Source organism: Streptomyces sp. R302, assembly GCF_012927245.1.
In the GTDB taxonomy this organism is placed as follows: Bacteria; Actinomycetota; Actinomycetes; order Streptomycetales; family Streptomycetaceae; genus Streptomyces.
Genome location: NZ_JABBGE010000018.1, coordinates 1 through 24,757 on the forward strand (window position 1 = coordinate 1; position 24,757 = coordinate 24,757).

19 protein-coding genes and 2 pseudogenes are annotated in these 24,757 nt (G+C 72.3%); 5 read left to right on the forward strand and 16 right to left on the reverse strand.

What is annotated here, in order from left to right:
* Positions 1–346 precede the first annotated feature (346 nt).
* Positions 347–1,900: a recombinase family protein gene (locus tag HHL19_RS35905; RefSeq protein WP_169094618.1), complete on the reverse strand. Its 1,554-nt coding sequence runs from the start codon at positions 1,898–1,900 to the stop codon at positions 347–349.
* A 45-nt stretch (positions 1,901–1,945) separates the two neighbouring features.
* Between HHL19_RS35905 and HHL19_RS35910 the strand changes: the two are divergent.
* Positions 1,946–2,458, forward strand: a pseudogene (locus HHL19_RS35910) (phenylacetate--CoA ligase); the annotation flags it as partial.
* Positions 2,459–2,467: 9 nt separating this feature from the next.
* Here HHL19_RS35910 and HHL19_RS35915 read toward each other — a convergent pair.
* Both HHL19_RS35915 and HHL19_RS35920 read right to left on the reverse strand, forming a co-directional pair.
* Entirely contained in the window at positions 2,468–3,463 is a 996-nt protein-coding gene (locus tag HHL19_RS35915) for a hypothetical protein (RefSeq protein ID WP_169094619.1), read from the reverse strand.
* A gap of 209 nt (positions 3,464–3,672) precedes the next feature.
* Positions 3,673–4,029, reverse strand: coding sequence for a helix-turn-helix domain-containing protein (locus tag HHL19_RS35920; RefSeq protein ID WP_169094620.1), 357 nt, complete (start codon positions 4,027–4,029; stop codon positions 3,673–3,675).
* Between the two features lie 93 nt (positions 4,030–4,122).
* On the opposite strand from HHL19_RS35920, the gene HHL19_RS35925 reads away from it, so the two are divergent.
* Positions 4,123–5,007 (forward strand): NAD(P)-binding domain-containing protein, encoded by an 885-nt coding sequence (locus HHL19_RS35925; protein ID WP_169094621.1) that lies wholly within the window; start codon positions 4,123–4,125, stop codon positions 5,005–5,007.
* A gap of 9 nt (positions 5,008–5,016) precedes the next feature.
* Here the strand turns inward: HHL19_RS35925 and HHL19_RS35930 are convergent, their stop codons facing one another.
* Positions 5,017–6,519 carry a fatty acyl-CoA synthetase gene (locus HHL19_RS35930; protein WP_169094622.1) on the reverse strand — a complete coding sequence of 501 codons (1,503 nt, stop codon included), beginning with the start codon at positions 6,517–6,519 and terminating at the stop codon, positions 5,017–5,019.
* Between the two features lie 183 nt (positions 6,520–6,702).
* Here HHL19_RS35930 and HHL19_RS35935 point away from each other — a divergent pair, with 183 nt between their 5' ends.
* A complete protein-coding gene (locus HHL19_RS35935; protein WP_346768598.1) occupies positions 6,703–9,123 on the forward strand; it encodes a penicillin acylase family protein in 2,421 nt (806 codons plus the stop codon).
* Positions 9,124–9,129: 6 nt separating this feature from the next.
* On the opposite strand, the gene HHL19_RS35940 is transcribed toward HHL19_RS35935, so the two are convergent.
* The 7 genes from HHL19_RS35940 to HHL19_RS35970 form a co-directional block, all read right to left on the reverse strand.
* On the reverse strand, positions 9,130–10,230 hold the full coding sequence (locus HHL19_RS35940) for an ionic transporter y4hA (protein WP_169094624.1): 1,101 nt from the start codon (positions 10,228–10,230) through the stop codon (positions 9,130–9,132).
* A 61-nt stretch (positions 10,231–10,291) separates the two neighbouring features.
* Positions 10,292–10,639, reverse strand: coding sequence for a hypothetical protein (locus HHL19_RS35945; RefSeq protein WP_346768593.1), 348 nt, complete (start codon positions 10,637–10,639; stop codon positions 10,292–10,294).
* 215 nt (positions 10,640–10,854) lie between these two features.
* Positions 10,855–12,273, reverse strand: a complete 1,419-nt coding sequence (locus HHL19_RS35950; protein WP_169094625.1) for an FAD-dependent oxidoreductase — start codon at positions 12,271–12,273, stop codon at positions 10,855–10,857.
* A 223-nt stretch (positions 12,274–12,496) separates the two neighbouring features.
* Entirely contained in the window at positions 12,497–13,012 is a 516-nt protein-coding gene (locus HHL19_RS35955; RefSeq protein ID WP_169094626.1) for a DUF5709 domain-containing protein, read from the reverse strand.
* 15 nt (positions 13,013–13,027) lie between these two features.
* Entirely contained in the window at positions 13,028–13,291 is a 264-nt protein-coding gene (locus HHL19_RS35960) for a DUF6480 family protein (protein WP_206325925.1), read from the reverse strand.
* Between the two features lie 159 nt (positions 13,292–13,450).
* Positions 13,451–15,007 carry an acyl-CoA synthetase gene (locus HHL19_RS35965; RefSeq protein WP_169094627.1) on the reverse strand — a complete coding sequence of 519 codons (1,557 nt, stop codon included), beginning with the start codon at positions 15,005–15,007 and terminating at the stop codon, positions 13,451–13,453.
* Positions 15,004–16,113, reverse strand: coding sequence for a nitronate monooxygenase family protein (locus tag HHL19_RS35970; protein ID WP_169094628.1), 1,110 nt, complete (start codon positions 16,111–16,113; stop codon positions 15,004–15,006). The genes HHL19_RS35965 and HHL19_RS35970 overlap by 4 nt, the downstream gene beginning before the upstream one ends.
* Before the next feature lie 240 nt (positions 16,114–16,353).
* On the opposite strand from HHL19_RS35970, the gene HHL19_RS35975 reads away from it, so the two are divergent.
* Positions 16,354–18,057 carry a serine hydrolase domain-containing protein gene (locus HHL19_RS35975; protein WP_346770289.1) on the forward strand — a complete coding sequence of 568 codons (1,704 nt, stop codon included), beginning with the start codon at positions 16,354–16,356 and terminating at the stop codon, positions 18,055–18,057.
* 132 nt (positions 18,058–18,189) lie between these two features.
* Positions 18,190–19,416: an MFS transporter gene (locus HHL19_RS35980; protein WP_346768594.1), complete on the forward strand. Its 1,227-nt coding sequence runs from the start codon at positions 18,190–18,192 to the stop codon at positions 19,414–19,416.
* A gap of 735 nt (positions 19,417–20,151) precedes the next feature.
* Here HHL19_RS35980 and HHL19_RS37975 read toward each other — a convergent pair.
* From HHL19_RS37975 to tdh, 5 genes and pseudogenes are all read right to left on the reverse strand, one after another.
* Positions 20,152–20,317 (reverse strand): annotated as a pseudogene (locus HHL19_RS37975) (transposase); the annotation flags it as partial.
* A 145-nt stretch (positions 20,318–20,462) separates the two neighbouring features.
* A complete protein-coding gene (locus HHL19_RS35990) occupies positions 20,463–21,014 on the reverse strand; it encodes a DUF6232 family protein (protein ID WP_240982091.1) in 552 nt (183 codons plus the stop codon).
* Between the two features lie 290 nt (positions 21,015–21,304).
* A complete protein-coding gene (locus HHL19_RS35995) occupies positions 21,305–22,222 on the reverse strand; it encodes a LysR family transcriptional regulator (protein WP_169094632.1) in 918 nt (305 codons plus the stop codon).
* A 203-nt stretch (positions 22,223–22,425) separates the two neighbouring features.
* Positions 22,426–23,625: a glycine C-acetyltransferase gene (locus tag HHL19_RS36000; protein WP_169094633.1), complete on the reverse strand. Its 1,200-nt coding sequence runs from the start codon at positions 23,623–23,625 to the stop codon at positions 22,426–22,428.
* Between the two features lie 3 nt (positions 23,626–23,628).
* The gene (gene tdh / locus HHL19_RS36005) at positions 23,629–24,663 is read right to left on the reverse strand and encodes an L-threonine 3-dehydrogenase (protein ID WP_169094634.1); all 1,035 of its coding nucleotides are present in this window, start codon (positions 24,661–24,663) and stop codon (positions 23,629–23,631) included.
* Positions 24,664–24,757: the final 94 nt, after the last annotated feature.

Sequence of the window (24,757 nt, forward strand, 5' to 3'; positions counted from 1 at the left end):
GGAGGCGTGCGCCACGGCCCGCACCCGCTACGAACGACGCGCCGATCTCCACCAGGGCCTGCTCGAACTGGCCTGCAGCCTCATATGCCTCCGCCGCCTCCGAACCTCATTCTGAAACGATCAGTTACAAGCGGGCCGCGCCACACCACCTGAAAGCCCCCCGGTAGCACCGGCGGGGCAGCTGGCCCTGCATCACGGTGGACGGCGCGCGTCTCCATCCGCCGGCTTCCGAAGGCGCACCGGCCTGCCACGGGCAAGGCCCCCAACAAGATGACACCGACCTAGCAGTGCGGGGTGGTCGAAGAGGATTCTCTTCGACCACCCCGCACTGTCGTCTGCGACCGCGTCAGTCCCCGGCGTCGGCGAACCGTCTGCTCCGCCGCGCCTTGCGCTGGGCGACCACGTAGCCGGGCTGCCCGTAGAACGACAACGTGACCCGTCCCGGCTCGATCCTCTTCACCCCCGGGGCCCGCGCCTTGAACACACGGATCGTGACCACGAGCGAGAGCACGAGTCGCTTCTGGGACAAGTCCAAGGCGTTCCACACATGCTCAGCTTCGGGGTTTCCGAGAAGCTTCTCGAGTACACGCGGGATCTTCGCTTCCGCCCGCTTGATCGTCGCCTTGAGCTCGTCCGCCTCCGGTCCCAGTTCCATCTCCAACTCAGAGAGAGACTCCGAGGACATCAAGGGCCGGTTGTTCGCCCCGAACGTCCTCGCGAGCTTCCGGGCGCTGCGCAGCTGCTCCTGAATGGCACTCAGCCGCGCCCGAGCATCGGAGGCGGCCTTCCCGCCGTCAGCCGGCTTCTTGAACGCCTCCGCAGCCTCCGGTGAGCTAAGCCACGCAACAACCCCTTCCTCGACGTACGCCTCGAAACGCTCGGCGTCTACCGACAAGTCGAGGCTGTTGCAGCGGTACACCGGACGCTTCCGGCCAGTCGTCGTCCTGCGGAACGTCGCCGTGTCCGGCTGCGCGGCACCCTCGTGAACGCCGCAGATCGGGAGGCCCGAGTATGTGTGCTTGACGGCAGTCGAGGAGGTGGGAAGCTTCCGATCGGCGTCCTCGAGGGCCTGGACGTCGTCGAAGAGCCTCCTGTCGATGAAGCCCTCCCAGGTTGCCGGATGCTCCACGCCTCGGTGGACGCGGATCCCGATGTACGCCTTGTTCCGAAGGACCATGGAAACAGCCCGAGGCGACCAGGGCTTGCCCAGACGGGTGGTTTCACCGAGCTCGTTCAGCTCGGCTGCCATGGCGCGCTTCGCCTTGCCGGCGACACGCCCCTCGAAGAGGGCGGTGACGTGCTTGCTTTCCTTCTCGTCGACCACCTGATTGACGAGTTCGCCCGTCTTCGGGTCGTAGACGCGTCTGAAGCCGTACGCTGCTGGCCCATGAGGGCCGCCGCGATCGGCCTGCTTCTGCGCGGTGTTCAGGTTCCGGTTCCGGATGCCTTCGAGTTCGCCCTCTGCCCTGACGGCGTCCAGTGCCGTCGCCTCTCGGTCGGCGCCCTTCGACAGGTCGTAAACCTGGCCGTTGTAGCAGAGAAGCACGCCTCCTTCCTCACAGGCTGAACGCAGCTGAACGTAGACTTCAAGGTCTCGGTAATAGCGACTCGCCTCGAAGGCCACGACGATGCGCGGTTCGCCAGCGCGAATCCGCTCAAGCATGTCGTCGAAGTCACCGCGCTTCTTCCGGGCGTAGCGGCTGGCGCTGAGGCCGACGTCCCTGAACTCCTCGATGATGGGCCAGCCATAGCGATCACACATGTCGCGCCCGCTGGTGAGCTGGTCTCTGACGGACCGGCCTCTCTTCTTGGGGTCGACCGAGTTTCGGCCGTAGAGGAAGGCCTCGAAGGAACCCATTTTGGGGTAGACGAGGTGCAGGTACTCGGGGTCTACGGGCATGAGATGACGGTAGCGCCCGATGTACGGCTGTGTGCACACTTCTCGGAGGACCATTTCTATCCCGAGGTCGTGGACCCGATCACCGGCGAGGTGCTCCCGGACGGCGAGGAGGGCGAACTGGTCTTCACCTCGCTCACCAAGGAGGCCATGCCGGTGATCCGTTACCGCACCCGGGACCTGACCCGGCTGCTCCCCGGCACCGCGCGGCCGGCGTTCCGGCGCATGGAGAAGGTGACCGGCCGCAGCGACGACATGATCATCCTGCGCGGGGTGAACCTCTTCCCCACCCAGATCGAGGAGATCGTGCTCCGCACCCCCGCCGTCGCCCCGCACTTCCAGCTCCGCCTGACCCGCGAGGGCCGCCTCGACGCCCTCACCGTACGCGCGGAGACCCGCCCCGACGCGACGCCCGAGGCCCGCGCGGAGGCGGCCCGGGCGATCGCGGCGGCGGTGAAGGACGGCATCGGCGTCTCGGTCGGGGTCGAGGTGGTCGACCCCGAGACGCTGGAGCGGTCGGTCGGCAAGCTGAAGCGGATCGTGGACCTCAGGGAGTCCTGAGGCCCGCGTTCAGGACAGCCTGATGCTGGCGATCCGCGAGCGGTAGAAGTGGCCTTCGTACCCGTAGTAGTCGAGCCCTCGGCGGTAGGTCGGAGTGCCCGCGGCGTCGAAGAACTGCACGTACTCGTTCCACCACCCCTCCTTGGGCGGATCCGTCACGTCGATCGCCTGGATCCAGAAGGACTCGCCGTCGGCGGCGCGGGAGAAGGACTTCACACCGTAGCTCCGCGACCGGATCTTCGTGAGCGCGAGGGTCGCCTTGTCGACGGTCCACACGGCCTGGGCGCCGTTCAGCACGAGCCTGCCCGAGTCGGTGAAGTCCATGTCCAGGCTGTGGCCACCGAACTCGGTGGCCCAGACGTGCTTCTGGACGAGTTCGAGCCGAGCGCCGCCGAGCGAGCCGGTGACGCGGTACTTGGCGAGCGTCCAGGTCCCCAGGGCGTAGAGATGGGCGCCGTCCCACCAGAGGCCGTGCGCGCCGCTGAACTCGATCCGCTGCACCGGCTCGGACCCGAGCGTGGCGGGGTCGTCCGCGCTGGTGGGGGCGTACAGGGAGAGGTAACCCCGGTACTTCAGCGTGGAGGACACCGCCGCCGACGAGGCCACGGCCACGACTCCGTGGCCGCGGAGGTACTCGACCGCGTGCGGGTTCCCGCCCGGAGTCGCCGACCACACCAGGGAGTCGTCGTCACCGAAGTCGACCATGCCGACCTTGCCGCCGCCCGCGGCGACCATGCACACCCAGCCGAAGCGGCCGGTCTCGCGGAAGCGCGCGTCGTTGAGCCTGGCCCAGGCCGTCTGGGCGGGCGCCGCCCACTCCCAGCCGAGGTTGTCGGGCGTCCACAGGTTGATGGCGCGGAACAGCATGACCTTGTTCTTGACCTGCTCGGTCACGAGCACGTCGTAGTTGCCCGCCGCGTGGGCGGGCGTCGCGGCGGCGAGGGAGGTGAGCGGCGCCCCCGCGCCGATCGCCAGGGCACTCTTCAGCAGAGCTCTACGGTTCACGGAAATCCCCCCCGGGAAGAATGAACGACTCGGCCGACAAGCTAACACCCTCGGATTCGCACAGGAATCCGAGGGTGAGAGGGGTCGAGCGGCCGCTCCGGACGGCGGCCGGGTACCCACTTTTTTGTGGGTACTTGTCGCCGTCCGGGCTCCGGGAGAGAGTGAGGACGTCCACAGGGACGGCGCCTCACGGATCCGGAGGGAGTGAGTCAGGAGGCGGCGCGTCGCGCCTCGGCCAGCCAGTCGAGGTGTCCGTGGCCCCAGTCGGACAGCGGGGCCAGCACCCTGGAGAGCGCGAGACCCTGCTCGGTCAACGAGTAGACGGTCTTGAGCGGCACGACATCGTGCGTCTCACGGTGCACGATCCCGTCCTCCTCCATCTCGCGCAGGGCCTGGGTCAGCACCTTCTCGCTGAGCCGCGGCACCTTCCGGCGCAGTTCGCCGGGCCGGTGCGGCCCCGATTCGAGCAGCCACAGCAGCGTGGTCTTCCATTTGCCGTCGATCACCGAGATCGCGGCGGCCACGCCGCAGATCCCCTCGTGGTCGTCGAGACCGATGCGCGCCATCTCGTCCCTCTCGCGTTCGTGTGCGGCCGGCCGGCCTGCCGCGCCGCGTCGCCCCACCACCCTATTCCGTTTTCACTGCACAGGAGTTCCCGCATGTCCGCCACCCAGCAGTCCGCCGTCACCGTCCTCGGCCTCGGCCCGATGGGCCGCGCCCTGGCCGGCGCCTTCCTCGCGGGCGGAGTCCGCACCACGGTGTGGAACCGCACGCCCGGCCGGGAAGGCGACCTGGTCGAGCGCGGCGCCACCGTCGCGGCCAGCGCCGCCGAGGCCGTGGCGGCGAGCCCGGTGACCGTCATCTGCATGGTCAACTACGACGCCACGGACGCCGTGCTGCGGCAGGACGCGGTCACGGACGCGCTCAAGGGCCGCGTCCTGGTCAACCTCTCCGCCGACACCCCCGGTCGCGCCCGGGACACCGGTGCGTGGGCCGTCGAGCACGGCATCGACTACCTCGACGGCGCCATCATGACGCCGGCCGTCACGATCGGCTCGCCGGCCGGCGTGTTCCTGTTCAGCGGCCCGTCCGACACGTACGGGGAGCACCGCGTGGTGCTCGACGCGCTCGGCGGCACCCACACCCACCTCGGCGACGAGGTCTCCCGCGCGGCGGCCTTCGACATCGCGCTCCTCGACATCTTCTGGACCTCGATGGCCGGGTACGTGCACGCCATGGCGCTGGCGGACGCGGAGGGCATCACCCCGCGCGAGCTGGCCCCGTTCGCGGTGGGCATCGCGCAGATCCTGCCGCCGCTCTTCGAGGAGCTCGCCGGGGACGTCCAGGACGGCACCTACTCCGGCGCGATCAACCCGGTGACGTCGGCGGTGTCGACGATGGCGCACATCGTGCACGCCGCCGAGGACCACGCCATCGACTCCGGCGTGATGCGCGCCGTCGAGGGCCTCGCCCGCCGCACCGTGGCCCTGGGCCACGGCACGGACGGCTTCTCCCGGGCCGCCGAGGTGCTGCGCCGGCGCTGAGCCGGCCGGTCAGGCCTCCGCGTAGCGGTCGCGCAGCTCCCGTTTGAGGATCTTGCCGCTGGCGTTGCGGGGCAGGGCGTCGGCGAAGACGATCCGCTTGGGGGCCTTGAAGGAGGAGAGGCGGTCGCGGGCGTGGGCGAGGAGTTCCGCCTCGGTGACCTCGCCGCGCGGGACGACCACGGCGGTGACCGCCTCGATCCAGCGGTCGTCGGGGAGGCCGATCACGGCCGTCTCGGCGACCGCCGGATGCGTGTACAGGGCGTCCTCGACCTGACGGGAGGCGACGAGCACCCCGCCGGAGTTGATGACGTCCTTCACCCGGTCGACGATGGTCAGATACCCCTCCGCGTCCCGGACGGCGAGGTCGCCGGAGCGGAACCAGCCGTCGCGGAAGGCCGCGGCGGTCTCCTCGGGCTTGGCCCAATATCCCTCGCAGAGCTGCGGGGAGCGGTAGACGATCTCTCCGGGCGTGCCGTCGGGGACGTCGGTCCCGTCCTCGTCGACGACCCTGGCCTCGACGTGCCGGACGGGCCGGCCGCAGGAGTCCATCCGGCCCTCGTGCTCGTCGGGGCCGAGGACGGTGGCGAGCGGCCCGATCTCCGACTGGCCGAAGCAGTTGAAGAAGGCGAGGCCGGGGAGGTGCCCGCGCAGCCGTTCCAGGACGGGCACGGGCATGATCGAGGCCCCGTAGTACGCCTTGCGCAGGGCGGACAACTCCCGCTTCTCGAATCCGGGATGGTTGGCGAGGGCGATCCACACGGTCGGCGGCGCGAAGAGGCTGTCCGCGCGGCCCGCCTCGACGAGCCCGAACAGGGTCTCCGGGTCGGGCCCTTCGAGGATCGTGTTCTCCGCCCCGACCGCCAGATAGGGCAGCAGGAAGACGTGCGTCTGCGCCGAGTGGTAGAGCGGCAGCGCGTGCACGGGCAGGTCGCCCTCGGCGAGGCCGAGCGCCTCGATCGCGCTCTCGTACTCGTGGACGAGCGCCCGGTGCGTCATCATCGCGCCCTTGGGGAGGGCGGTGGTGCCCGAGGTGTAGAGCAGCTGCACGAGGTCGCGGGGATCGCTGTCGGAGTCGTACGGCTCCGGTGCCGCGAGCGCGTCGAGGAGCGAGCCCGGCGCGTCCCGCAGCGCCCTGACGCGCACGCCGGCGGGGATCCGGCCGGCGAGCCCGGGGTCGGCGAGGACGAGGGAACTCCCGGACTGGTCCAGGAGGTAGCCGAGGTCGTCGCCGGTCAGATGGTGGTTCACGGGCACGTGGACGAGGCCGGCGCGGGCGCAGGCCAGGAAGGCGATCAGATACGCGTCGGAGTTGTGGCCGTACGTGGCGACCCGGGCGCCCGGCACCAGTCCCGGCTCGCGGCGCAGCACGGCCGCGGCGGTGGAGACGGCGGCGTCGAGCTCGGCGTAGGTCCAGGCGCGGTCCGCGTAGCGCAGCGCGGTCCGGTCGGGGACGCGTGCGGCACTGGCGCTCAGCACGCCGTCGACGGTGCGGGTGAGGAGTCCTCGTTCCATGGCTGGATCCTCGGCTCGGCACTGCGGCGGGTCAAGTACCGCGACCCGATGGCGAGCTGAGCGCGCACCTTCCGGCCTCGGATACCGAACGGGATGTTGACAGGGCGGGTCCTTGCTGACTGGATGTCCCAACCGGCTCCGGCCACCGGCCCGTTGGGAGGGACCTTGCGCAACCGCAGCTTCATCGCCCGCCGTTCCCGGAGACGTCTGGCGCTGGTGGGCGCCGCGCTCGCCGCCGTCACCGCGGGCCTCCTGCCCGGAGCGGCGGCGGCCGAGCCGGGCGGACGCGGCGGCGAGCACCGGCCGTCCGACCGGGGCCTGAGCGCCGTCATCCGGTACACCGAGTACGGCGTGCCGCACATCCTCGCCCACGACTACGCCGACCTCGGCTTCGGCACGGGCTGGGCGCAGGCCGCCGACCAGGTGTGCGTGCTCGCCGACGGCTTCGTGACCGTGAACGGCGAGCGCTCGCGCCACTTCGGGTCCTCCGGCGCCCCGGACGGCGCGCTCTCCTCCGCGACCTCCAACCTCTCCAGCGACCTGTACTTCCGGGGCGTCAAGCAGGCGGGCACGGTCGAGGAGCTGCTGCGCACCCCGGCCCCGGCGGGTCCGAGCCGGGAGCTGAAGGAGCTGATGCGCGGGTGGGCGGCCGGGTACAACGCCTGGCTGCGGAAGAACCGGATCACGGATCCGGCGTGCGCGGGCGCCGCCTGGGTCCGGCCGGTGACGGCCCTGGACGTGGCCCGGCGCGGCTTCGCCGTCTCGGTGCTCGGCGGTCAGGGCCGGGCGGTCGACGGCATCGCGGCGGCCGTCCCGCCGGCCGCGACAGCGGCGACAGCAGCGACCACCACGGCGCGGGTACGGAATCAGGACGTCGACCCGGAGCGTACGGCGGAGGCGGCGCGGGCGCTGTTCGCGCCGGAGAACGCCACGATGGGGTCGAACGCGGTCGCGTTCTCGGGCGCCACGACGGCGAACGGGCGGGGGCTGCTGCTCGGCAACCCGCACTACCCGTGGCAGGGCGGCCGCCGCTTCTGGCAGTCGCAGCAGACGATCCCCGGCGAGCTGAACGTCTCCGGCGCCTCGCTGCTCGGCACCACCGTCGTCAACATCGGCTTCAACGACAAGGTGGCGTGGAGCCACACCGTGGCCACCGGTGTGCCGCTGAACCTCCACCAGCTGACGCTGGTGCCGGGCGACCCGACCGCGTACCTGGTGGACGGGAAGCCGGAGCGGATGACCGCGCGGACGGTGACCGTGGCGGACCGGGACGGCACGCCGGTGACCCGTACCCAGTGGTGGACCCGGTACGGCCCGGTGACGAGCGGGCTCGGCGCGAGCCTGCCGCTGCCCTGGACGACGAGCACCGCGTACGCGCTCAACGACCCGAACGCGGCCAACCTGCGTGCATCCGACACCGCGCTCGGCTTCGCCAGGGCCCGCTCCACCCGAGACGTCGCCGAGACGCTGCGCCGCACCCAGGGCCTGCCCTGGGTGAACACGATCGCCGCGGACGCCGCCGGTCACACCTACTTCGGCCAGTCGCAGGTGCTGCCCCGGATCACCGACGAGCTGGCGGAGCGCTGCTCCACCCCGCTCGGCCGGGTCGTCTACCCGGCGTCGGGCGTCGCCGTCCTCGACGGCTCCCGGACGGAATGCGCGCTCGGCTCGGACCGGGACGCGGTGCAGCCCGGGATCTTCGGGCCGTCGCGGATGCCGGTGCTCAAGGACGCGCCGTACGCGGCGAACTCCAACGACAGCGCCTGGCTGGCCAACGCGGAGCGCCCGCTGACCGGGTACGAGCGGGTCTTCGGCACGGTCGCGACGCCGCGTTCGCTGCGGACCCGGGGCGGGATCGAGGACGTGGCGGGCATGGCGGCACGGGGCCGGCTGACCGTGGCGGACCTCCAGCGGCAGCAGTTCGCGAACCGGGTGCCGGCCGCGGACCTGGCGGCGGCGGACGTGGCGGCGGCCTGCCCGGCCGTGCTGCCCGCCGACCCGGAGGCGTGCCGGGTGCTCGCGGCCTGGGACCGGACGATGGACTCGGACAGCCGGGGCGCGCTGCTCTTCGACCGGTTCTGGCGCAGGTTCACGGCGGCGGTGCCGGCGGCCCGGCAGTGGAAGGTGCCGTTCTCGGCGGCGGACCCGGTGCGGACCCCGCGCGGACTCGACACGGACGCGGCCGGTTTCGCGACGGCGCTCGCGGCCGCGGCGGCGGAGCTGCGTACGGCGGGGATCGCGCTGGACGCGCCGCTGCGGGACCACCAGTTCGTCGTACGCGGCGGGGAGCGGATCCCGGTGAGCGGCGGTACGGAGTCGCTGGGCGTCTGGAACAAGACGGAGGCGGTGTGGAACGCGGCGGGCGGCGGCTACGTCGAGGTCGCGCACGGCACGAGCCATGTGCAGGCGGTCGGCTGGGACGGCGGGCGCTGCCCGGCGGCCCGCACCCTGCTCACGTACTCCCAGTCCTCGAACCCGGCCTCGCCGCACTACAGCGACCAGACGAAGCTGTACGCGGGCGAGCGCTGGGTGACCTCCCGGTTCTGCGAGAGGGACATCCTGCGCTCGCCCGCGCTGAAGGTGGTGCGGGTCGGGGAGAAGTGACGGCGCTCAGGGACTGAACGACAGGAAGACGAAGGCGGCGAAGATCGCGAGGTGGACGCCGCCCTGGAGGAGCGTGGCCCGTCCGGGCACCACGGTCAGGGCGCTCACCACCCCGGTGAGGGCGAGCAGGACCATGTGGAGGGGGCCCAGGCCCAGCACCAGGGGCCCGGACAGCCAGATGGAGGCGAGCGCGATCGCCGGGATGGTGAGTCCGATGCTGGCGATCGCGGAGCCGTAGGCGAGGTTGAGGCTGGTCTGCACGCGGTTGCGGCGGGCGGCGCGCACGGCGGCGAGCGTCTCGGGCAGCAGGACCATGAGGGCGATCACGACGCCGACGACGGCCTTGGGCAGCCCCGCGGACTGGACGCCGTCCTCGATGGTCGGGGAGATCACCTTGGCGTTGCCGACGACGGCGATCAGCGCGACGAGGAGCAGGCCGAGGCTGGCGAGGGTGGCCGCCTTCGTCGGCGGAGCGGCGTGCTCCTCCTCCGAGGACTCCTTGCCCTCGACGCTGACGGGGAGGAAGTAGTCGCGGTGCCGGACGGTCTGGACGGCGACGAAGACCCCGTACAGCGCGATCGAGGCGATGGCGGCGAAGGTGAGCTGGGCGCCGGAGAACTCGGGGCCGGGGTGGCTGGTGGTGAAGGTGGGGAGCACCAGGGTCATGGTGGCGAGGGTGCAGACGGTGGCGAGCGCGCCGCCGGAGCCCTCGGCGTTGAAGACCGCGACCCGGTTGCGGAGCGCGGCGACGAGGAGCGCGAGGCCCACGATGCCGTTGCAGGTGATCATGACGGCGGCGAAGACGGTGTCGCGGGCGTAGGTGGAGGTCTTCTCGCCGCCTCCGGCCATGAGGCTGACGATGAGTCCGACCTCGATGACGGTGACGGCGACGGCCAGGACGAGCGAGCCGAAGGGTTCGCCGACCCGGTGGGCGATCACCTCGGCGTGGTGGACGGCGGCGAGGACCGCGGCGAAGAGGCAGAGCGCGACGAGGACCACGGCGACGCCCGGTAGGTCGCGCCCCCAGGCGGAGACCAGCGCAAGCAGGGCCACCACCGGCCCCCACGTGGTCCACTCCCGGGTCGACGCCTTGGTGCTCGAACTCATCGTCTTCTTCCTGCCCTAGGGGGCCGCGGCTTCCGCCGTGGGAGGCCGCGGCCCGTTTCCGTCATTGTTCTGCGCCGGCCAGACCGTGGTCGTACGCGGCGAGGGTGTCGATGAACATCCGCCGTTCGGCCGGTCGCAGGGGTGCGAGGGCGGGTTCGTCGGCCTTCTGGGGTCCGTCGAGGAGGAGGTGGGCGAGCAGGGGGAGGTGACGGGGCGCCGGCGTCAGGGACGCCAGCTCATCCGGCACCTTGATGTGCTTGACCCGCCCGACCATCCGGGGCATGAGCAGCAGCAGCGTACGGACGGCGGCGTCGACGACGTCCGGACCGTCCGGCTCACCACCCGGACCCGGGACGCCCGCGGCAGCCGGGAGCGCCCCACCCGGTCGTGTACGTACGCGACGGGGCACGGCTGCTGGCCTTCGCATCGACCGGCGGCGCGCCCGGCGGGACGATCGGCCGCTTCGAGGCGGAGGCGGTGGTCACCGGGGACGCGGAACACGACCGCCGCGACATGGAACAGGCCGGCCGTGACACGGCTTCGACTCCCTACCGCCGGTCACACTGCCGGGCGGCGCGTGAACGGGCGCCCCCCGGGCGCTCCCTCCGGGGCGGCCTCCGGGGATCAGTCGTCGCCCAGGGGGCGGGTCGCCGGACCCTGGAGGACGGTGCCGTCGGCGGCGAAGCGGGAACCGTGGCAGGGGCACTCCCAGGTGTTCTCGGCATGGTTGAAGCCCAGGGCGCAGCCCATGTGGGTACAGCGTCTGGCCCGGGGGCCGAAACCGACCGCGTAGTGGCGTGCCACGGAGGCCTGGTGCCGCGCGACACCGGGATACTCGCGGAGCGGCAGCGGCCGCCGCGGGTCGACGAGGTCGGCCCAGGCCGGAAGGGGCCCGCCCGTAAGACGTGCGGTGAGGAGCCGGCCGGCGGCAACCCCGTTGCTGAGGCCCCAGCCGCCGAACCCGGTGGCGACGTGGAGGTGCCCGGCCCCGGAGCCGTCGGGTCCGACGGGTCCCACGCAGGGCAGCCCGTCGGCGGTGTGGACGTCCTGCGCGGCCCATCGGTGGACGGCCGGCGCGTCCGCGAAACCGGGCAGGTGACCGGAGGCCCAGGCCTCGAGCCGCCCGAACCGGTGTCGTACGCCGCCCGCGCCCGGCTCGAACGTCTCGCCCGCCACGATGAGCACCCTCCTGCCCTCGTCGGCCGGAGCCGTACGCACCGACCGCGTGCCGCCCTCCGGCGTCAGGTACATGCCGTACGGGGCGTGCAGCTCCTCGACGACGGCGGCGACGACGAGTTCCCGGCGCACCGAGAGCCGCAGCAGCAAGGGGGTGGGGCAGCTCAGCGGGAAGTGCGTGGCGAGGACGACGTCCCGGGCGCGGACGCTGAACCCGCCGCCGACCGTGACCCCACGGTCGGCGCCCTCGCGGACCTCCGTGACCCTGCTGCCCTCGTGGACGCGTCCACCGTGTGCGACCAGGTCGTCGGCGACCGCGAGGAGGAAGCGGCGCGGATGGAACTGCAGCTGGTCGTCCACCCGCACGGCCGCCGCCACCGGATAGGGCAGCCCCGGGTCGGTCACCGTCGTCGCCGGCAGGCCGGCCGCCCTGGCGGCCGCCGCCTCCGCGCGGATCCGCCCCGCGTTCCGCCGGTCCAGGGTGTACGTGTACGCCGGACGACGCTCGATCTCGGCATCGGCCCCGAGCTCCGCGCAGAGCCCCACCACCTCGCCGAGCGCATCCTGCTGTGCCTCCGCGTAACGGGCCGCCGCCTCCGCACCACGCTCCCGACACAGCCGCTCGTAGCAGAGCCCATGCAGAGCGGTCAGCTTGCCGGTGGTGTGACCGGTGACCCCCGCCCCGACCCGGCCCGCCTCCAACACCACCACCTCCCGCCCGGCCCGGGCCAGCTCACGCGCGGCACACAGACCCGCGATGCCCGCGCCGACCACGACCACATCGGCGTCCATGTCCCGAGCGAGGGGCGGGTGGGGAGCGCCCGGCGGCGCCGACTCCATCCAGTACGAACCGTCATATCCGCGCATGACGGCTCCCTTCCAGTGGTGGGGCCCGTGAACGGGCCGAGGGCGTCAGGTAGGGGCGGGACCTGGAGTGGGGACGGGGGTCGAGATCAAGGCGGGGTCTTGGATCCAAGATCTTGGGTCCTGGATCCAAAATCCGGGATCCAAAGTCCTGGATCCAGAATCCAGAGTCCCGGATCCAGGATCCGAGGTTTTGGATCCAGGATCCGGCGTCACGCACCACGCCTCACACATCACGCTCCTCGCCCTCGTCGACGCCGTTCACCGCCGTCTCCACGTGCATCGCCGCCTCCTCGGCCGGCGCCGTGCCGTCGTCGGGGCCGATGTCACGGGCGACCGCCCGGTCGATGTGGCCGGGTCGTGCGGCGTACGGGGCGAGGCGTCCGGCGCGGACGGCGCCGGCCTCCTCGTCCACGGGCTCGCCGTCGCCTCCTGGGAGGTCCCCGATGCCGTCGTCCCCGGGTGCCTGCGGCTCCGGCTCCTCCTGGCGGAGGCGGTCGTCGAGCGGTTCGCCTTCCTGCTGCTCCCGCTGCGTGGTGCCGTGCCGGGTGACACCGGTGGGGCGGTCCGGCGGGGAGTATCCAGGGACGCTCATGTCGTCGGCGGGGTCGGTCGCGAGGGCGTTGTCGGGGTCGAGGGGCCCGGACGGGCGGTTGTCGCCGTCGGAGTGGGCGGGCTGGTAGACGTCGTCGGCGCGGCTCTCGTCCTGGGTGGGGGTGCCGGACCGGTCGGTGCCGGGCATGGCGGGCTCCCTTCGTCAGCCGGTCGCGAGGAGGATCGCGTACACGAGGAAGAACAGGGCGCACAGGACGACGATCACCCATATCGCCACGAGGGGGCCCTTGGTCCAGCCGCGGCTGAGCGGCCGGTACGGGCCGGTCGCCGTGCCGGTGCCGGATTCCGCCGGGGGCGTCTCGCCCGGGCTGATGCCTCTGGCGACGCTGTCACCGGGGGGATTCGCCGGGATGTCCCGAGGGGTGTCCCTGGGGACGGGGTCGGGGTTGCTGGGGGTGGTGGTCATGGCGTCCAGCTCCCTGTGACACGGGTGTGACGCGGAGGTACGGGCCCACGGTCGGCCTCATGACCAGCGACTTGCCACCCCTGGCCGCCTGAAACGGGCCTCGGCCGACACACTGGATCCAATCCGGTCGCGCTCGGTACCGGCCGGACGACAGATCGCTCACAGCGGGCGCTCGTGACCCTCCCAGTAGGGGTCTCGGAGCCGGCGCTTGTAGAGCTTGCCGTTGGGGTCGCGGGGCATCACGGCGACGAAGTCGAGGGACTTCGGCCGCTTGAAGCCGGCCAGGTGGTCGGCGCAGTGGGCGAGGATCTCCTCGGCGAGCACCGGCCCCTCCTCGTACCCGTCGGCGGTCTCGACGACCGCTTTCACCTCCTCGCCCCAGTCGGCGTGCGGGACGCCGAAGGCGGCGGCGTCGGCGACGGCCGGGTGGGCCAGGAGCGCGGCCTCGATCTCGGCGGGGTAGATGTTGACGCCGCCCGAGATGATCATGTCGATCTTGCGGTCGCGGAGGTAGAGGTAGCCGTCCTCGTCGAGATGGCCGAGGTCTCCGACGGTGAAGAAGTCGCCGACGCGGCTCTTCGCGGTCTTGGCCGCGTCCTTGTGGTACTGGAAGCCGCCGGTGTTCATCTTCAGGTAGACGGTGCCGAGTTCGCCGGGCGGGAGCGCGTTGCCGTCGTCGTCGAGGATCGCGAGTTCGCTGATCGGCCAGGCGCGGCCGACCGTGCCCGGCCGCTTCAGCCACTCCTCGGCGGTGGCGAAGGCGCCGCCGCCCTCGCTGGCCGCGTAGTACTCCTCCACACACCCGCCCCACCAGGCGATCATCGCCCGCTTGACGTGTTCCGGGCACGGCGCTGCGCCGTGGATGGCGTGCCGCATCGAGCTCACGTCGTAGCGCGCGCGGGTCTCCTCGGGAAGGGCGAGGAGGCGGTGGAACTGGGTGGGGACCATGTGGGTGTGGGTGCAGGCGTACCTGTCGATCAGCCGCAGCATCTCCTCGGGGGCCCACTTGTCCATGAGGACCAGCGGGTGTCCGATGTGCAGCGCCGCGGCGGCGAACTGGAGGACCGCCGTGTGGTATAGCGGCGAGCACACGAGGTGCACGTTCGCGTCGAAGGGCCGGATGCCGAAGATGCCGAGGAAACCCCCGAGATGGGACTCCTCGGGGAGCCGGCCCGACAATGGGCGGCGGATGCCCCGGGGGCGTCCGGTCGTGCCCGAGGTGTAGTTCATGACCCAGCCGAGCGTCCGGTCGGCCGGCTCCGACTCCGGCTGCCCGTCGAGGAGTTCGGCGTACGGGCGGAAGCCGGGGATCGTCCCGACGGCGTACCGGTGACTCGGGGCGAGTCCGGCCTCGTCGGCGGCGGCGCCGGCCGCCTCGCCGAACCGCTCGTGGGCGACGAGGACCTTCGCTCCTGAGTCGGCGACGATCCAGGCGATCTCCGCGGCCACGAAGTGGTGGTTGACCGGGACCAGGTAGAACCCGGCCTGGGTGGCGGCGAGATGGGCGGTGAAGAACTCGACGCCGTTGGGCAGGACGACGGCGAAGGCGTCGCCGCGTCCGAGCCCGGCCGCGCGCAGTCCGTGCACCATGCGGTGGGCGGCGGCGAGCAGCCGGCCCGCCGACCACTCCTCGCCGTCCGGCGCCACCAGCACCGTGCGTTCCGGGTCGGCGGCGGCCTGGGCCCAGAAGCCGTTGGGGGCGGCGGTCTCGCTCACGGCGCGCTCCTTCCGGCGATCCTGTTGATCCGGTCCACGGCCTTCTCGAAGCCGCGGGTCAGCTCGTCGACGACCTGCTGGACGCTGCGCTCGGAGTTCATCCGGCCGACGATCTGCCCGACGGGGGTGCCGAGGAGCGGATCGACCTCGTACTTCTGGATCCTGGATACAGCCTCCGCGACCAGCAGCCCCTGGAGCGGCATCGGCAACGTGCCCGGCCCCGCCGGATCCTCCCAGGCGTCGGTCCACTCGGTGCGGAGCTGCCGGGCCGGCTTCCCGGTCAGCGCCCGGGAACGGACCGTGTCACCGGAACCCGCGGCGAGCAGCTTCGCCGTGAGCGCGCGCGAGTGGAGCTCGGCCTCGGTGGTGGTGAGCCAGATCGAGCCGAGCCACACGCCCTGCGCGCCGAGCGCGAGCCCCGCGGCGATCTGCTCGCCGCTGCCGATGCCGCCGGCGGCGAGCACGGGCAGCGGCGAGACGGCGTCCACGACCTCCGGGGTGAGCACCATGGAGGCGATCTCTCCGGTGTGGCCGCCGGCCTCGTACCCCTGGGCGACGACGATGTCGATGCCCGCCTCGGCGTGCCGGCGGGCGTGTCGGGCGCTGCCGGCGAGCGCGGCGACGAGCACGTTGTGCTCGTGCGCGCGGGCGACGACGTCGGGGGGCGGGGATCCGAGGGCGTTGGCGAGCAGCTTGATCGGGTAATCGAAGGCGACGTCGAGCTGGCTGCGCGCCACCTCCTCCATCCATCCGGTGATCCGCCAACCCGAGGCCTCACCCTCGGCGAGCTCGGGCACGCCATGCTTGGCGAGCACCGAACGCACGTACTCCCGGTGCCCGGCCGGGATCATCGCCTCGACATCCGCCTCGCTGACGCCCTCGACCTTCTTCGCGGGCATCACCACGTCGAGCCCGTACGGCCGCCCGCCGGTGTGCTCCTGCATCCAGTCGAGGTCACGGGCGAGGTCGTCCGGGGCGGTATAGCGAACCGCGCCCAGCACCCCGAAACAACCGGCCCGACTGAGGGCGGCGGCGACCGCGGGGAAGGGCGTGAAGCCGAAGATGGCGTGCTCGATCCCCAGTGTGCGACTCAGCTCCGTCTCCATGGGCGGCAGGATGCCGCAGCACGGCGGTGGAGGGAAGAGGTTTTCTGATGGAGCGTCAGATTGTTTGGGTCGGGGGTGGCGGCACGGGCGGAGGGGCCGGGTCGGGGAAGGTAGGCGCACGACTGGATCCAGAATTCAGAATCCAAGATCCGGGATCCGGGAGGCAGGATCCGGGATCCGGGAGGCAGGATCCTGAATTTTGGATATTGGATCCGAGTGTCGGGAGACGGGCCGATGGGCGTGGCAGGGAGTGAGCCGACCGGCGGAGTCCCCGGTCTGCGGTGGGGTACGGCGGAAGAGGCAGGACTGCTGGGGCGGGAGCTGGAGGGGATGGTCGAGGACGTGCGCGGGTTCCTCGGCCCTTCTCCCGTGCATCCGTGGTGCGCGGGGGCCGTGCTGCTCGCGGGGCGGGGTCGGGCGGTGGCGCTGCACCGAGCGGTGGGGTGGGCTGCGCGCTGGGAGGCGTACGACGAGGAGAGCGACGCGGGGGTTGGGCTCGCGCCGGAGCTGCGGGTTCCGATGACGCCGGACACGGTCTTCGACGTGGCCTCGTTGACCAAGCTCTTCACCGCGATCCTGGCGGTGCGTCAGGTGGAGCGGGGTGCGCTGGAGCTCGGGGAGCGGGTCGCCGCGTACCTGCCGGAGTTCGGCCGGGCGGAGAAGGCGGGGATCACGGTCCGGCAGCTGCTCGGCCACACCTCGGGGCTGCGGGCGGAGCTGCCGCTGTACGAGGCGCCGGACCGTGAGGCCCGGCTGCGCATGCTGTGGGAGGAGGCGCCGCTCGCGCCGCCGGGGACCGCGTACCGCTACTCGGACCTGAACATGATCGCGCTGCACCTGCTCCTGGAACGGATCACCGGTCGCGGTCTGGAGACGCTGCTCCACGACGAGATCACCGCTCCGCTCGGGATGCACCGCACGCGTTTCGTTCCCCCGCTCTCGTGGCGGGCGGAGACCGCCGCCACCGAGGACGCCCGTCGGCCGTGGGCCCGGCTCGACCGGGGCATGGTGCGGGGCGAGGTCCATGACGAGAACGCCTACGCGATGGGCGGCGTCGCCGGTCACGCCGGCGTCTTCTCCCGCGCCCGCGACCTCGCCGTCCTCGCCCGCACCCTCCTCGACGGCGGCGCGTACGGCTCCACCCGCGTCCTCTCCCCCGCCTCCGTGGACCTCCTCCTCACCGACGTCAACGAAGCCTTCCCCGGCCACGCGCACGGCCTCGGTTTCGAGCTGGACCAGCGCTGGTACATGGGCGCCCTCTCCGGGCCCCGGACCGCCGGGCACACCGGCTTCACCGGCACCAGCCTGGTGCTCGCCCCGGACGCCGACGCGTTCCTGATCCTGCTCGCCAACTCGGTGCACCCGGTCCGCACCTGGCGCACCGGTTCGGCGCCCCGGCTGGCCGCCGCCGACCGCCTGGCCCGGGCCATCCCGGTCCGATCCCCGGCCGGCGCGCCCGGCCCCACGGCCTGGTTCTCCGGCATGGCGGCCCCCGGCGGCGCCACCCTCACCCTCCCCGCGACGGGCCCTGACACCGACCGTCTCACCTGCCTCCTCTGGTGGGACACCGTGCCGGCCACCGACCCCCTCGCCCTGGAGGCGGCGCCCGACGGCGGTACGGACTGGCGGCCCGTCCCCTTCCGCACCGCCCCGCTCGAACGGCCCGAGGAGGCACACGACCACCCGGACGGCACGGCGTCCGGGTGGTCCGGCCGCCGCTGGCACCGCCTCACCGCCACCCTCCCACCGACCCCCGTGCCCGCACCCTCCGACGGCCTCCGCCTACGCTTCCGCTACTCCACCGCCGGCCGCGCCGTCGGACGGGGGGTGTACGTGACCGGTCTCCGGGTCCTGGACGGCACGGGCCGCGCCCTGTTCGACGAATCCCGCCCGTCGGACGCCTCCCGCGTCGCGGCCGTCGGCTGGCACCGCTCGCCGGACTGAGCACGGGACCGACGCCTGCTGCGCTCCGTCCCCTCCGTCCCCGGCTTGAGGGGAACCCAGAGGGTCCCGGAGGTAGAGTCGGCGGCTCGGTCGGTGCGGCCGGAGGTGCGGAGAGGGCGGTGGGGGGGGGTCGTGGCGGCGCGGCAGGTACTGGGGCGACGGTTCGGGCGCCTGTGGGCCGCGTACGCGGTGAGCACGTACGGGACCTGGCTCGGTTTCGGCGCCTTTCCGCTGCTCGCGGTGGTCGTGCTCGACTCGGGCCCGGCCCAGGTGGCCGCGCTGGCGGCGACGGGGCGGGCGGTCGGCGCGGTGCTCGCGGTGCCGCTCGGGCCGTGGGTGGAGTTCCGGCGGAAGCGGCCCGTCATGGTGGCGATGGACCTGGTCCGGTTCGCGGCCCTGGCCAGTGTCCCCGTGGCGTACCTCCTCGGGTGGCTGGGCTTCGCCCAGCTGCTGGTGGTCTCGGTGGTCGTCGCGGCGGCGGACATCGCGTTCCGGGCGGCGAGCGGCGCGTTCCTGAAGGGGCTCCTGCCTCCGGAGGACCTCCTCGTCGCCAACAGCCGTTTCGAGGCGACGAACTGGACGGCGTCGATGGCCGGCCCACCGCTCGGCGGGGCCGCGATCGGGCTCTTCGGACCCGTGACGACGATCCTCGCCGACGCCTGCAGCCACCTCCTCTCCGCCCTCGGCATCCGCTCCATCGGCGGCTCGGAACCGGAGCCCGCGCGGCGCCCGGAGGGGCGGCTGCGCGCGGGCGAGTTGCTGGAGGGATGGCGCCACATCCTGCGCCATCCGGTCCTGCGCCCGCTCTTCCTCAACGCGATCGCGGTCAACGGCCTGATCATGGCCTCGGAGCCGCTCCTCGCCGTGCTCCTCCTGCGCGACCTCGGTCTCTCCCCCTGGCAGTACGGGCTCGTCTTCGCCGCCCCGTGCGTCGGCGGGCTCGTGGGCTCACGCCTGGCGCCCCGGCTGGTGGCCCGGTACGGCGACGCCCGGGTGCTCCGTACCGCCGGGGTGCTGCGCTCCTGCTGGTCGTCGGGGCTCGCGTTCGTACCGTCCGGCGCCGCCGGCATGGTGGTGGTGATGGGCGTGCAGCTCGGCCTGGTGGCGTCCTGCGGCGTCTTCAACCCCCTGCTCGCCACCCACCGCCTCCGCCACACGGACCCCACCCGCCTCGCCCGTACGCTCTCCGCCTGGTCGGTCAGCGCGAGCCTCTCCATCGCCGCCCTCACCGCCCTCTGGGGCCTGCTCGCCGCCGTCACCGGCCCCCGCGTCGCCCTCGCCACCGCGGGCGCCCTCCTGCTCGCCACCCCTCTCCTCCTCCGGGGCACCACCGGCGGTCGTGTGACGGCGGCCGTCTAGGAGCTGTCCTGGCGATCACCCTCAGGGCGCCGCGGTGGTACTTCGCCCGGAAGGCGTGGCACGGGGCAGGCAGGTGGAGAGGGAGTTGCGGCGTGCCGCTGTCGTGGCGCTCGGCGAACTCGGGCGAAGTCGCGACTACCGTGACCGCGCAGATGCCGGCCACGGCCTGGCAGGGTCTGCCGAGATGCAGGAGGCCCGTGGGTCGCTGCTGGAGATCGTGCTCGACCGCGGTGACAACCTTTGTCACCAGGATGACCACGGAAGCGCTGCTTCGGCGAAAGGACAGGGCGGGACTGAGGACAGTCGCGTCCGCGCTGGCATTCGCTGATCCGGCTGTCGGTCTTCTCCGGAATGGTGTGGCGAATGCCCGTCCGCCCCAGGTACTCGCGGCAGGGCCTGTTGCTGTAGCCCTTGTCCGCCGCGACACTGTCCGGCTCCTTGCGCGGCCTGCCCGACCCGAACCGGGGAACGCGGATCTTCCCCAGCACGGGCACGACCTGCGTCCAGTCCGCCCGCCGGCCGCGGGTAACGACCAAGGGCAGAGGGCGGCAGCGGTTGTCGGCGCTCAGATGGATCTCGGTGGTGAATCCGCCGCGCGAGCGTCCCAGACTCTCGCCTCGCGCACCACCTCCACCAGGCGGCCGGACAGACTCTGCCACTGTGTCTTGTCCTGGTGTTCTGGCGCCTTGTCCCCATTGATGCGCCCGGTGCCGGCGGCGGGTCCACCCGGGCGCCGGCCGCGTGCTGGTGCGCGCGCACGACGGTGGAGTCCGCCGGGACGCCCCAACGGACCGAACCGCTCCGGGAGGTCATGCCAGTGCACCCCGGTCCGCAACCGGTGCAGGATCCCGTCGATCACCTGCCGGTGATCGCGCGAGCGTCCGCACCGACCGTTGCTCATCGGCAGGAACTGCCGCAACCACTCCTTCTCCGCGTCCGATGGATCGCCGCGTTCTCCCCGCCCCATGCCCGACGCAACGAGCAGGTCAAACGACAGTCACATGACCGGCCGGACAGCTCCTAGGCGGGTGCGGGCCGCTCGGTCGTCACGGTCTGTTCCTGCCGTTGTTCCTGCTGTTGTTCCTGCTGTTGTTCCTGCCGTGCTGGTTGACGCCGTTCCGGTGGGAGTTGTCCGTCCGATGGACGTACGCCGCGAAGTCGGCGTCCGGATGGTCGATCGCGTGGACGATCTGCCCGGCGATCGCCTGCAGCTCGTCCATGTTCGGCAGCGTCACGGCCTTCAAGGAGCCACTGGCCGTCTCCACGACCAGGACGGGCCTCTCCGGTCTGAACAGTTCGCCGAGGAGGAGGACGACGAGGCCGATCGCGGCGGCGAGGAGGATCGCGCCGCCGTCCGCCCCTCTCGTCGCCGCGCCGCCGTCCACCACGGCGAGCAGCAGATAGGCGAGGACGGAGTACGCCAGCCACTTCAGGAAGCCCGCGAGGCTCGTGTCCCGGTGGGGTTTGGCCTTCAACGCCTCGACCCGAGTGATGTTCTGCAACGGGAACGCCGCCGAACCCACCCAGAGCATCCGCCGCCTGACCGCGATCTCCAGCCGCTCCTTCGGGCCCGGCGGGGCGGGGAACCGCGGCGGCATCACGACGGCCGGAGGCTCCGGCAGCGGTACCGCCGACCCGGTCGGCGGGGTGGGTGAAGGTCCGAACGGCGGCGTGGCCGGCGGTACGGGCGGCTGCCCGGCCGGCGGTACGGGCGGTTGGGCCGGCGGGACCGCGGGCGGTGTGCCCGGCGGCGGTCCGGGACTCCCGTTGGTGGCCATGTGCTCCCCCATGCACTCGTCGCTCACCCCGCGCCTCGCGGGAGCCCCATTAAGCCCCTGCGCCACCGCACACGGCAGACGAGAACTGGCCAATCGCCGGCGACGTGGTCCTAGGGCGCGCCGAGACCGAGGGCCGCGGCCGTGCGGAGGGCGGTGAGGACGGGGGCGATGAGGGGATGGTCCTCGGAGCCCCGGCGTACGGCCGCGAAGACGCGGCGGGTGGGGGCGACGCCGTCGACGGGGCGGACAGCGACGTCCCTCAGGTCCATGCCGCGCAGGGCCGAGCGGGGCACGAGGGCCGCGCCGGCGCCCGCGGCGGCGAGGGCGACGACGGCCCGGAAGTCGTCCGAGACATGCTCGAAGCGGGGCGCGAAGCCCGCGTACTCGCAGGCCAGGACGGTCACGTCGTGGCAGGGGTTGCCCGTGGACTGGCCGATCCAGGCGTCCTTCGCGAGGTCCGCGAGCGCGACACGTTCGGTGCCGCCGAGGGCGTGGGCGGGCGGGAGCACCACGTCGAAGGGCTCCGCGTAGAGCGGGACCCGGGTGAGCCGGTCGTCGTCCTCGCCCGGCGCTCCCCGGTACTCGACGGCCACGGCCACGTCCACCTGCCGGTCGAGCACCATCAGCAGACTCGCGTCGCCCTCGGCGTCCCGCACCCTGACCCTGATGCCGGGTGCCGTCGTGGCGAGGTCCGCGATGGCGGGGGCGACGACGAGGCCGATGCCGGTGGCGAACGCCGCGACCGTGACGGTCCCCGCCTCCCCCGAGCCGTACGCGGCGAGCTCCGCCTCCGCCCGCTCCAACTGCGCCAGCACCGCGTTGGCGTGGCTCAGGAGGATCTCGCCGGCCGAGGTGAGCCTCACCCCTCGGGCACTGCGGTCCACGAGCCGGTGGCCGGTCTCCTGCTCCAGGGCGGCGAGCTGCTGGGAGACGGCGGAGGGGGTGAGGTAGAGCGCGGCGGCCGCCGCGGTGACCGTGCGGTGGTCGGCCACCGCACGGAGGATGTGCAACCGCCGTGCTTCGATCATGCGCCTAGTCTCCCAGGCCGGGGGCGGGGTCTGCCTCCGTGGCCTGGGATCTCGGATCGTGGATCCGAGACGTTGGATCCGAAAGGTTGGATCCAGGGTCCCGGAGGTCGGATCCAGGAGGTTGGAGGTTGGATCCAGGATCCAGAACGTTGGAGCCGGAATTCCGGATCCAGGCGGTTGGATCCGGAATCCTGGATCCGGGCTCAGGCGTCGAGTTCCGCGCGGGCCGCGACGAAGGCGTCCACCGCGCGGTTCACGTCCTCCGTGGAGTGTGCGGCCGAGAGCTGGACGCGGATGCGGGCCTGGCCCTGGGGGACGACCGGGTAGGAGAAGCCGATCACGTAGACGCCGCGTTCCAGGAGCAGCTCGGCCATCTTTCCGGCCACGGCGGCGTCGCCGATCATGACGGGGGCGATGGCGTGGTCGCCGGGGAGGATGTCGAAGCCCTCCTCGGTCATGCGGCTGCGGAAGAGCGCGGTGTTGGCGTTGAGCTTGTCGCGCAGGTCGCCGGCGGACTCCAGGAGGTCGAGGACCTTGAGGGAGGCGGCGGCGATGACCGGGGCGAGGGTGTTGGAGAAGAGGTACGGGCGGGAGCGCTGGCGCAGCAGGGCGACGATCTCGGCGCGGGCGGCGACGTAGCCGCCGGAGGCGCCGCCGAGGGCCTTGCCGAGGGTGCCGGTGATGATGTCGACGCGGTCCATGACGCCGTGGAGTTCGGGGGTGCCGCGGCCGCCGGGGCCGACGAAGCCGACGGCGTGCGAGTCGTCGACCATGACCATGGCGTCGTAGCGCTCGGCCAGGTCGCAGATGTCGGCGAGCGGGGCGACGTAGCCGTCCATGGAGAAGACGCCGTCGGTGACGATCAGCTTGCGCCGGGCGCCGCCCTCGGTGGCCTCCTTGAGCTGCTGCTCCAGGTCGGCCATGTCGCGGTTGGCGTAGCGGAAGCGGCGGGCCTTGGAGAGGCGGATGCCGTCGATGATGGAGGCGTGGTTGAGGGCGTCGGAGATGACCGCGTCCTCGGCGCCGAGGAGGGTCTCGAAGACGCCGCCGTTGGCGTCGAAGCAGGAGGAGTAGAGGATCGTGTCCTCCTGGCCGAGGAAGGCCGAGAGGCGGGCCTCCAGCTCCTTGTGGACCTCCTGCGTGCCGCAGATGAAGCGGACGGAGGCCATGCCGTAGCCCCAGCGGTCGAGTGCCTCGTGGGCGGCGGCGACGACGTCGGGGTGGTCGGCGAGGCCGAGGTAGTTGTTGGCGCAGAAGTTGAGGACCTCGCCGGGGCGGCCGCCGGCCGTGACCTCGACGGTCGCGGACTGGGGGGTGCCGATGACCCGCTCGGGCTTGTGGAGGCCGGCCGCCCGGATCTCGTCGAGGGTGGCGCGGATGTCGTCGCGTACGGAATCGAACATGGGTCAGGCTCCCGCAGTCCAGTCGAGGATGATCTTGCCGCTCTTGCCGGAGGCCGCGTCGTCGAAGGCGGCCTCGTAGTCGGTGTAGTCGTACCGGCCCGTGATGACCGGGGACAGGTCGAGCCCGCCCTCCAGGAGGACCGACATGGCGTACCAGGTCTCGAACATCTCGCGGCCGTAGATGCCCTTGATGGTGATCATCGAGGTGACGATCTTCGCCCAGTCGACGGCGAAGTCCTCGCTCGGCAGGCCGAGCATGGCGATCTTTCCGCCGTGGGTCATGTTGGCGATCATGTCGCGCATGGCGTGCGGGTTGCCGGACATCTCCAGGCCGACGTCGAAGCCCTCCTTCAGCCCGAGGGTGCGCTGGCCGTCGGCGATGGTCTTCTCGGCCACGTTGAGGGCGAGCGAGACGCCGGTCTTGCGGGCCAGGTCGAGGCGCTCCTCGCTGACGTCGGTGATGACGACGTTGCGGGCGCCGGCGTGCTTGGCGACGGCGGCGGCCATGATGCCGATCGGGCCGGCGCCGGTGACGAGGACGTCCTCGCCGACGAGCGGGAAGGAGAGCGCGGTGTGGACGGCGTTGCCGAACGGGTCGAAGATCGCGGCGATGTCGAGGTCGACCGGGACGCGGTGCACCCACACGTTGGAGGCGGGCAGCGCCACGTACTCGGCGAAGGCGCCGTCGCGGCCGACGCCGAGGCCGACGGTGGCGCGGCAGAGGTGGCGGCGGCCGGCGAGACAGTTGCGGCACTTGCCGCAGACGAGGTGGCCCTCACCGCTGACCAGGTCGCCGACGGCGACGTCGGAGACGTCACGGCCGACGGAGACGACCTCGCCGACGAACTCGTGGCCGATGGTCATCGGGGTCGCGATGGTCTTCTGCGCCCAGCCGTCCCAGGAACGGATGTGCAGGTCGGTACCGCAGATCCCGGTCCGCTTGACCTTGATCAGTACGTCCCCGGGGCCGGTCTCCGGCTCGGGCACGTCCGTGAGCCAGAGTCCCGGCTCCGCCTTCAGCTTGACCAACGCCTTCAATGCCACGGCTCCCGACGTGCGTGTCCTGTGATGTACGGGTCAAGGCACGCGCGCGTGCCCAAGATCCTCGGAGAGGAATCTTCCGTACCGGGGG

Excerpts from the sequence above, each read along its gene's own strand:
- HHL19_RS35905 (WP_169094618.1), bottom strand. The coding sequence starts at position 1,900 with ATGCCCGTAGACCCCGAGTACCTGCACCTCGTCTACCCCAAAATGGGT.
- HHL19_RS35920 (WP_169094620.1), bottom strand. The coding sequence starts at position 4,029 with ATGGCGCGCATCGGTCTCGACGACCACGAGGGGATCTGCGGCGTGGCC.
- HHL19_RS35925 (WP_169094621.1), top strand. The coding sequence starts at position 4,123 with ATGTCCGCCACCCAGCAGTCCGCCGTCACCGTCCTCGGCCTCGGCCCG.
- HHL19_RS35930 (WP_169094622.1), bottom strand. The coding sequence starts at position 6,519 with ATGGAACGAGGACTCCTCACCCGCACCGTCGACGGCGTGCTGAGCGCC.
- HHL19_RS35940 (WP_169094624.1), bottom strand. The coding sequence starts at position 10,230 with ATGAGTTCGAGCACCAAGGCGTCGACCCGGGAGTGGACCACGTGGGGG.
- HHL19_RS35950 (WP_169094625.1), bottom strand. The coding sequence starts at position 12,273 with ATGCGCGGATATGACGGTTCGTACTGGATGGAGTCGGCGCCGCCGGGC.
- HHL19_RS35955 (WP_169094626.1), bottom strand. The coding sequence starts at position 13,012 with ATGCCCGGCACCGACCGGTCCGGCACCCCCACCCAGGACGAGAGCCGC.
- HHL19_RS35960 (WP_206325925.1), bottom strand. The coding sequence starts at position 13,291 with ATGACCACCACCCCCAGCAACCCCGACCCCGTCCCCAGGGACACCCCT.
- HHL19_RS35970 (WP_169094628.1), bottom strand. The coding sequence starts at position 16,113 with ATGGAGACGGAGCTGAGTCGCACACTGGGGATCGAGCACGCCATCTTC.
- HHL19_RS35990 (WP_240982091.1), bottom strand. The coding sequence starts at position 21,014 with ATGCCGCCGCGGTTCCCCGCCCCGCCGGGCCCGAAGGAGCGGCTGGAG.
- HHL19_RS35995 (WP_169094632.1), bottom strand. The coding sequence starts at position 22,222 with ATGATCGAAGCACGGCGGTTGCACATCCTCCGTGCGGTGGCCGACCAC.
- HHL19_RS36000 (WP_169094633.1), bottom strand. The coding sequence starts at position 23,625 with ATGTTCGATTCCGTACGCGACGACATCCGCGCCACCCTCGACGAGATC.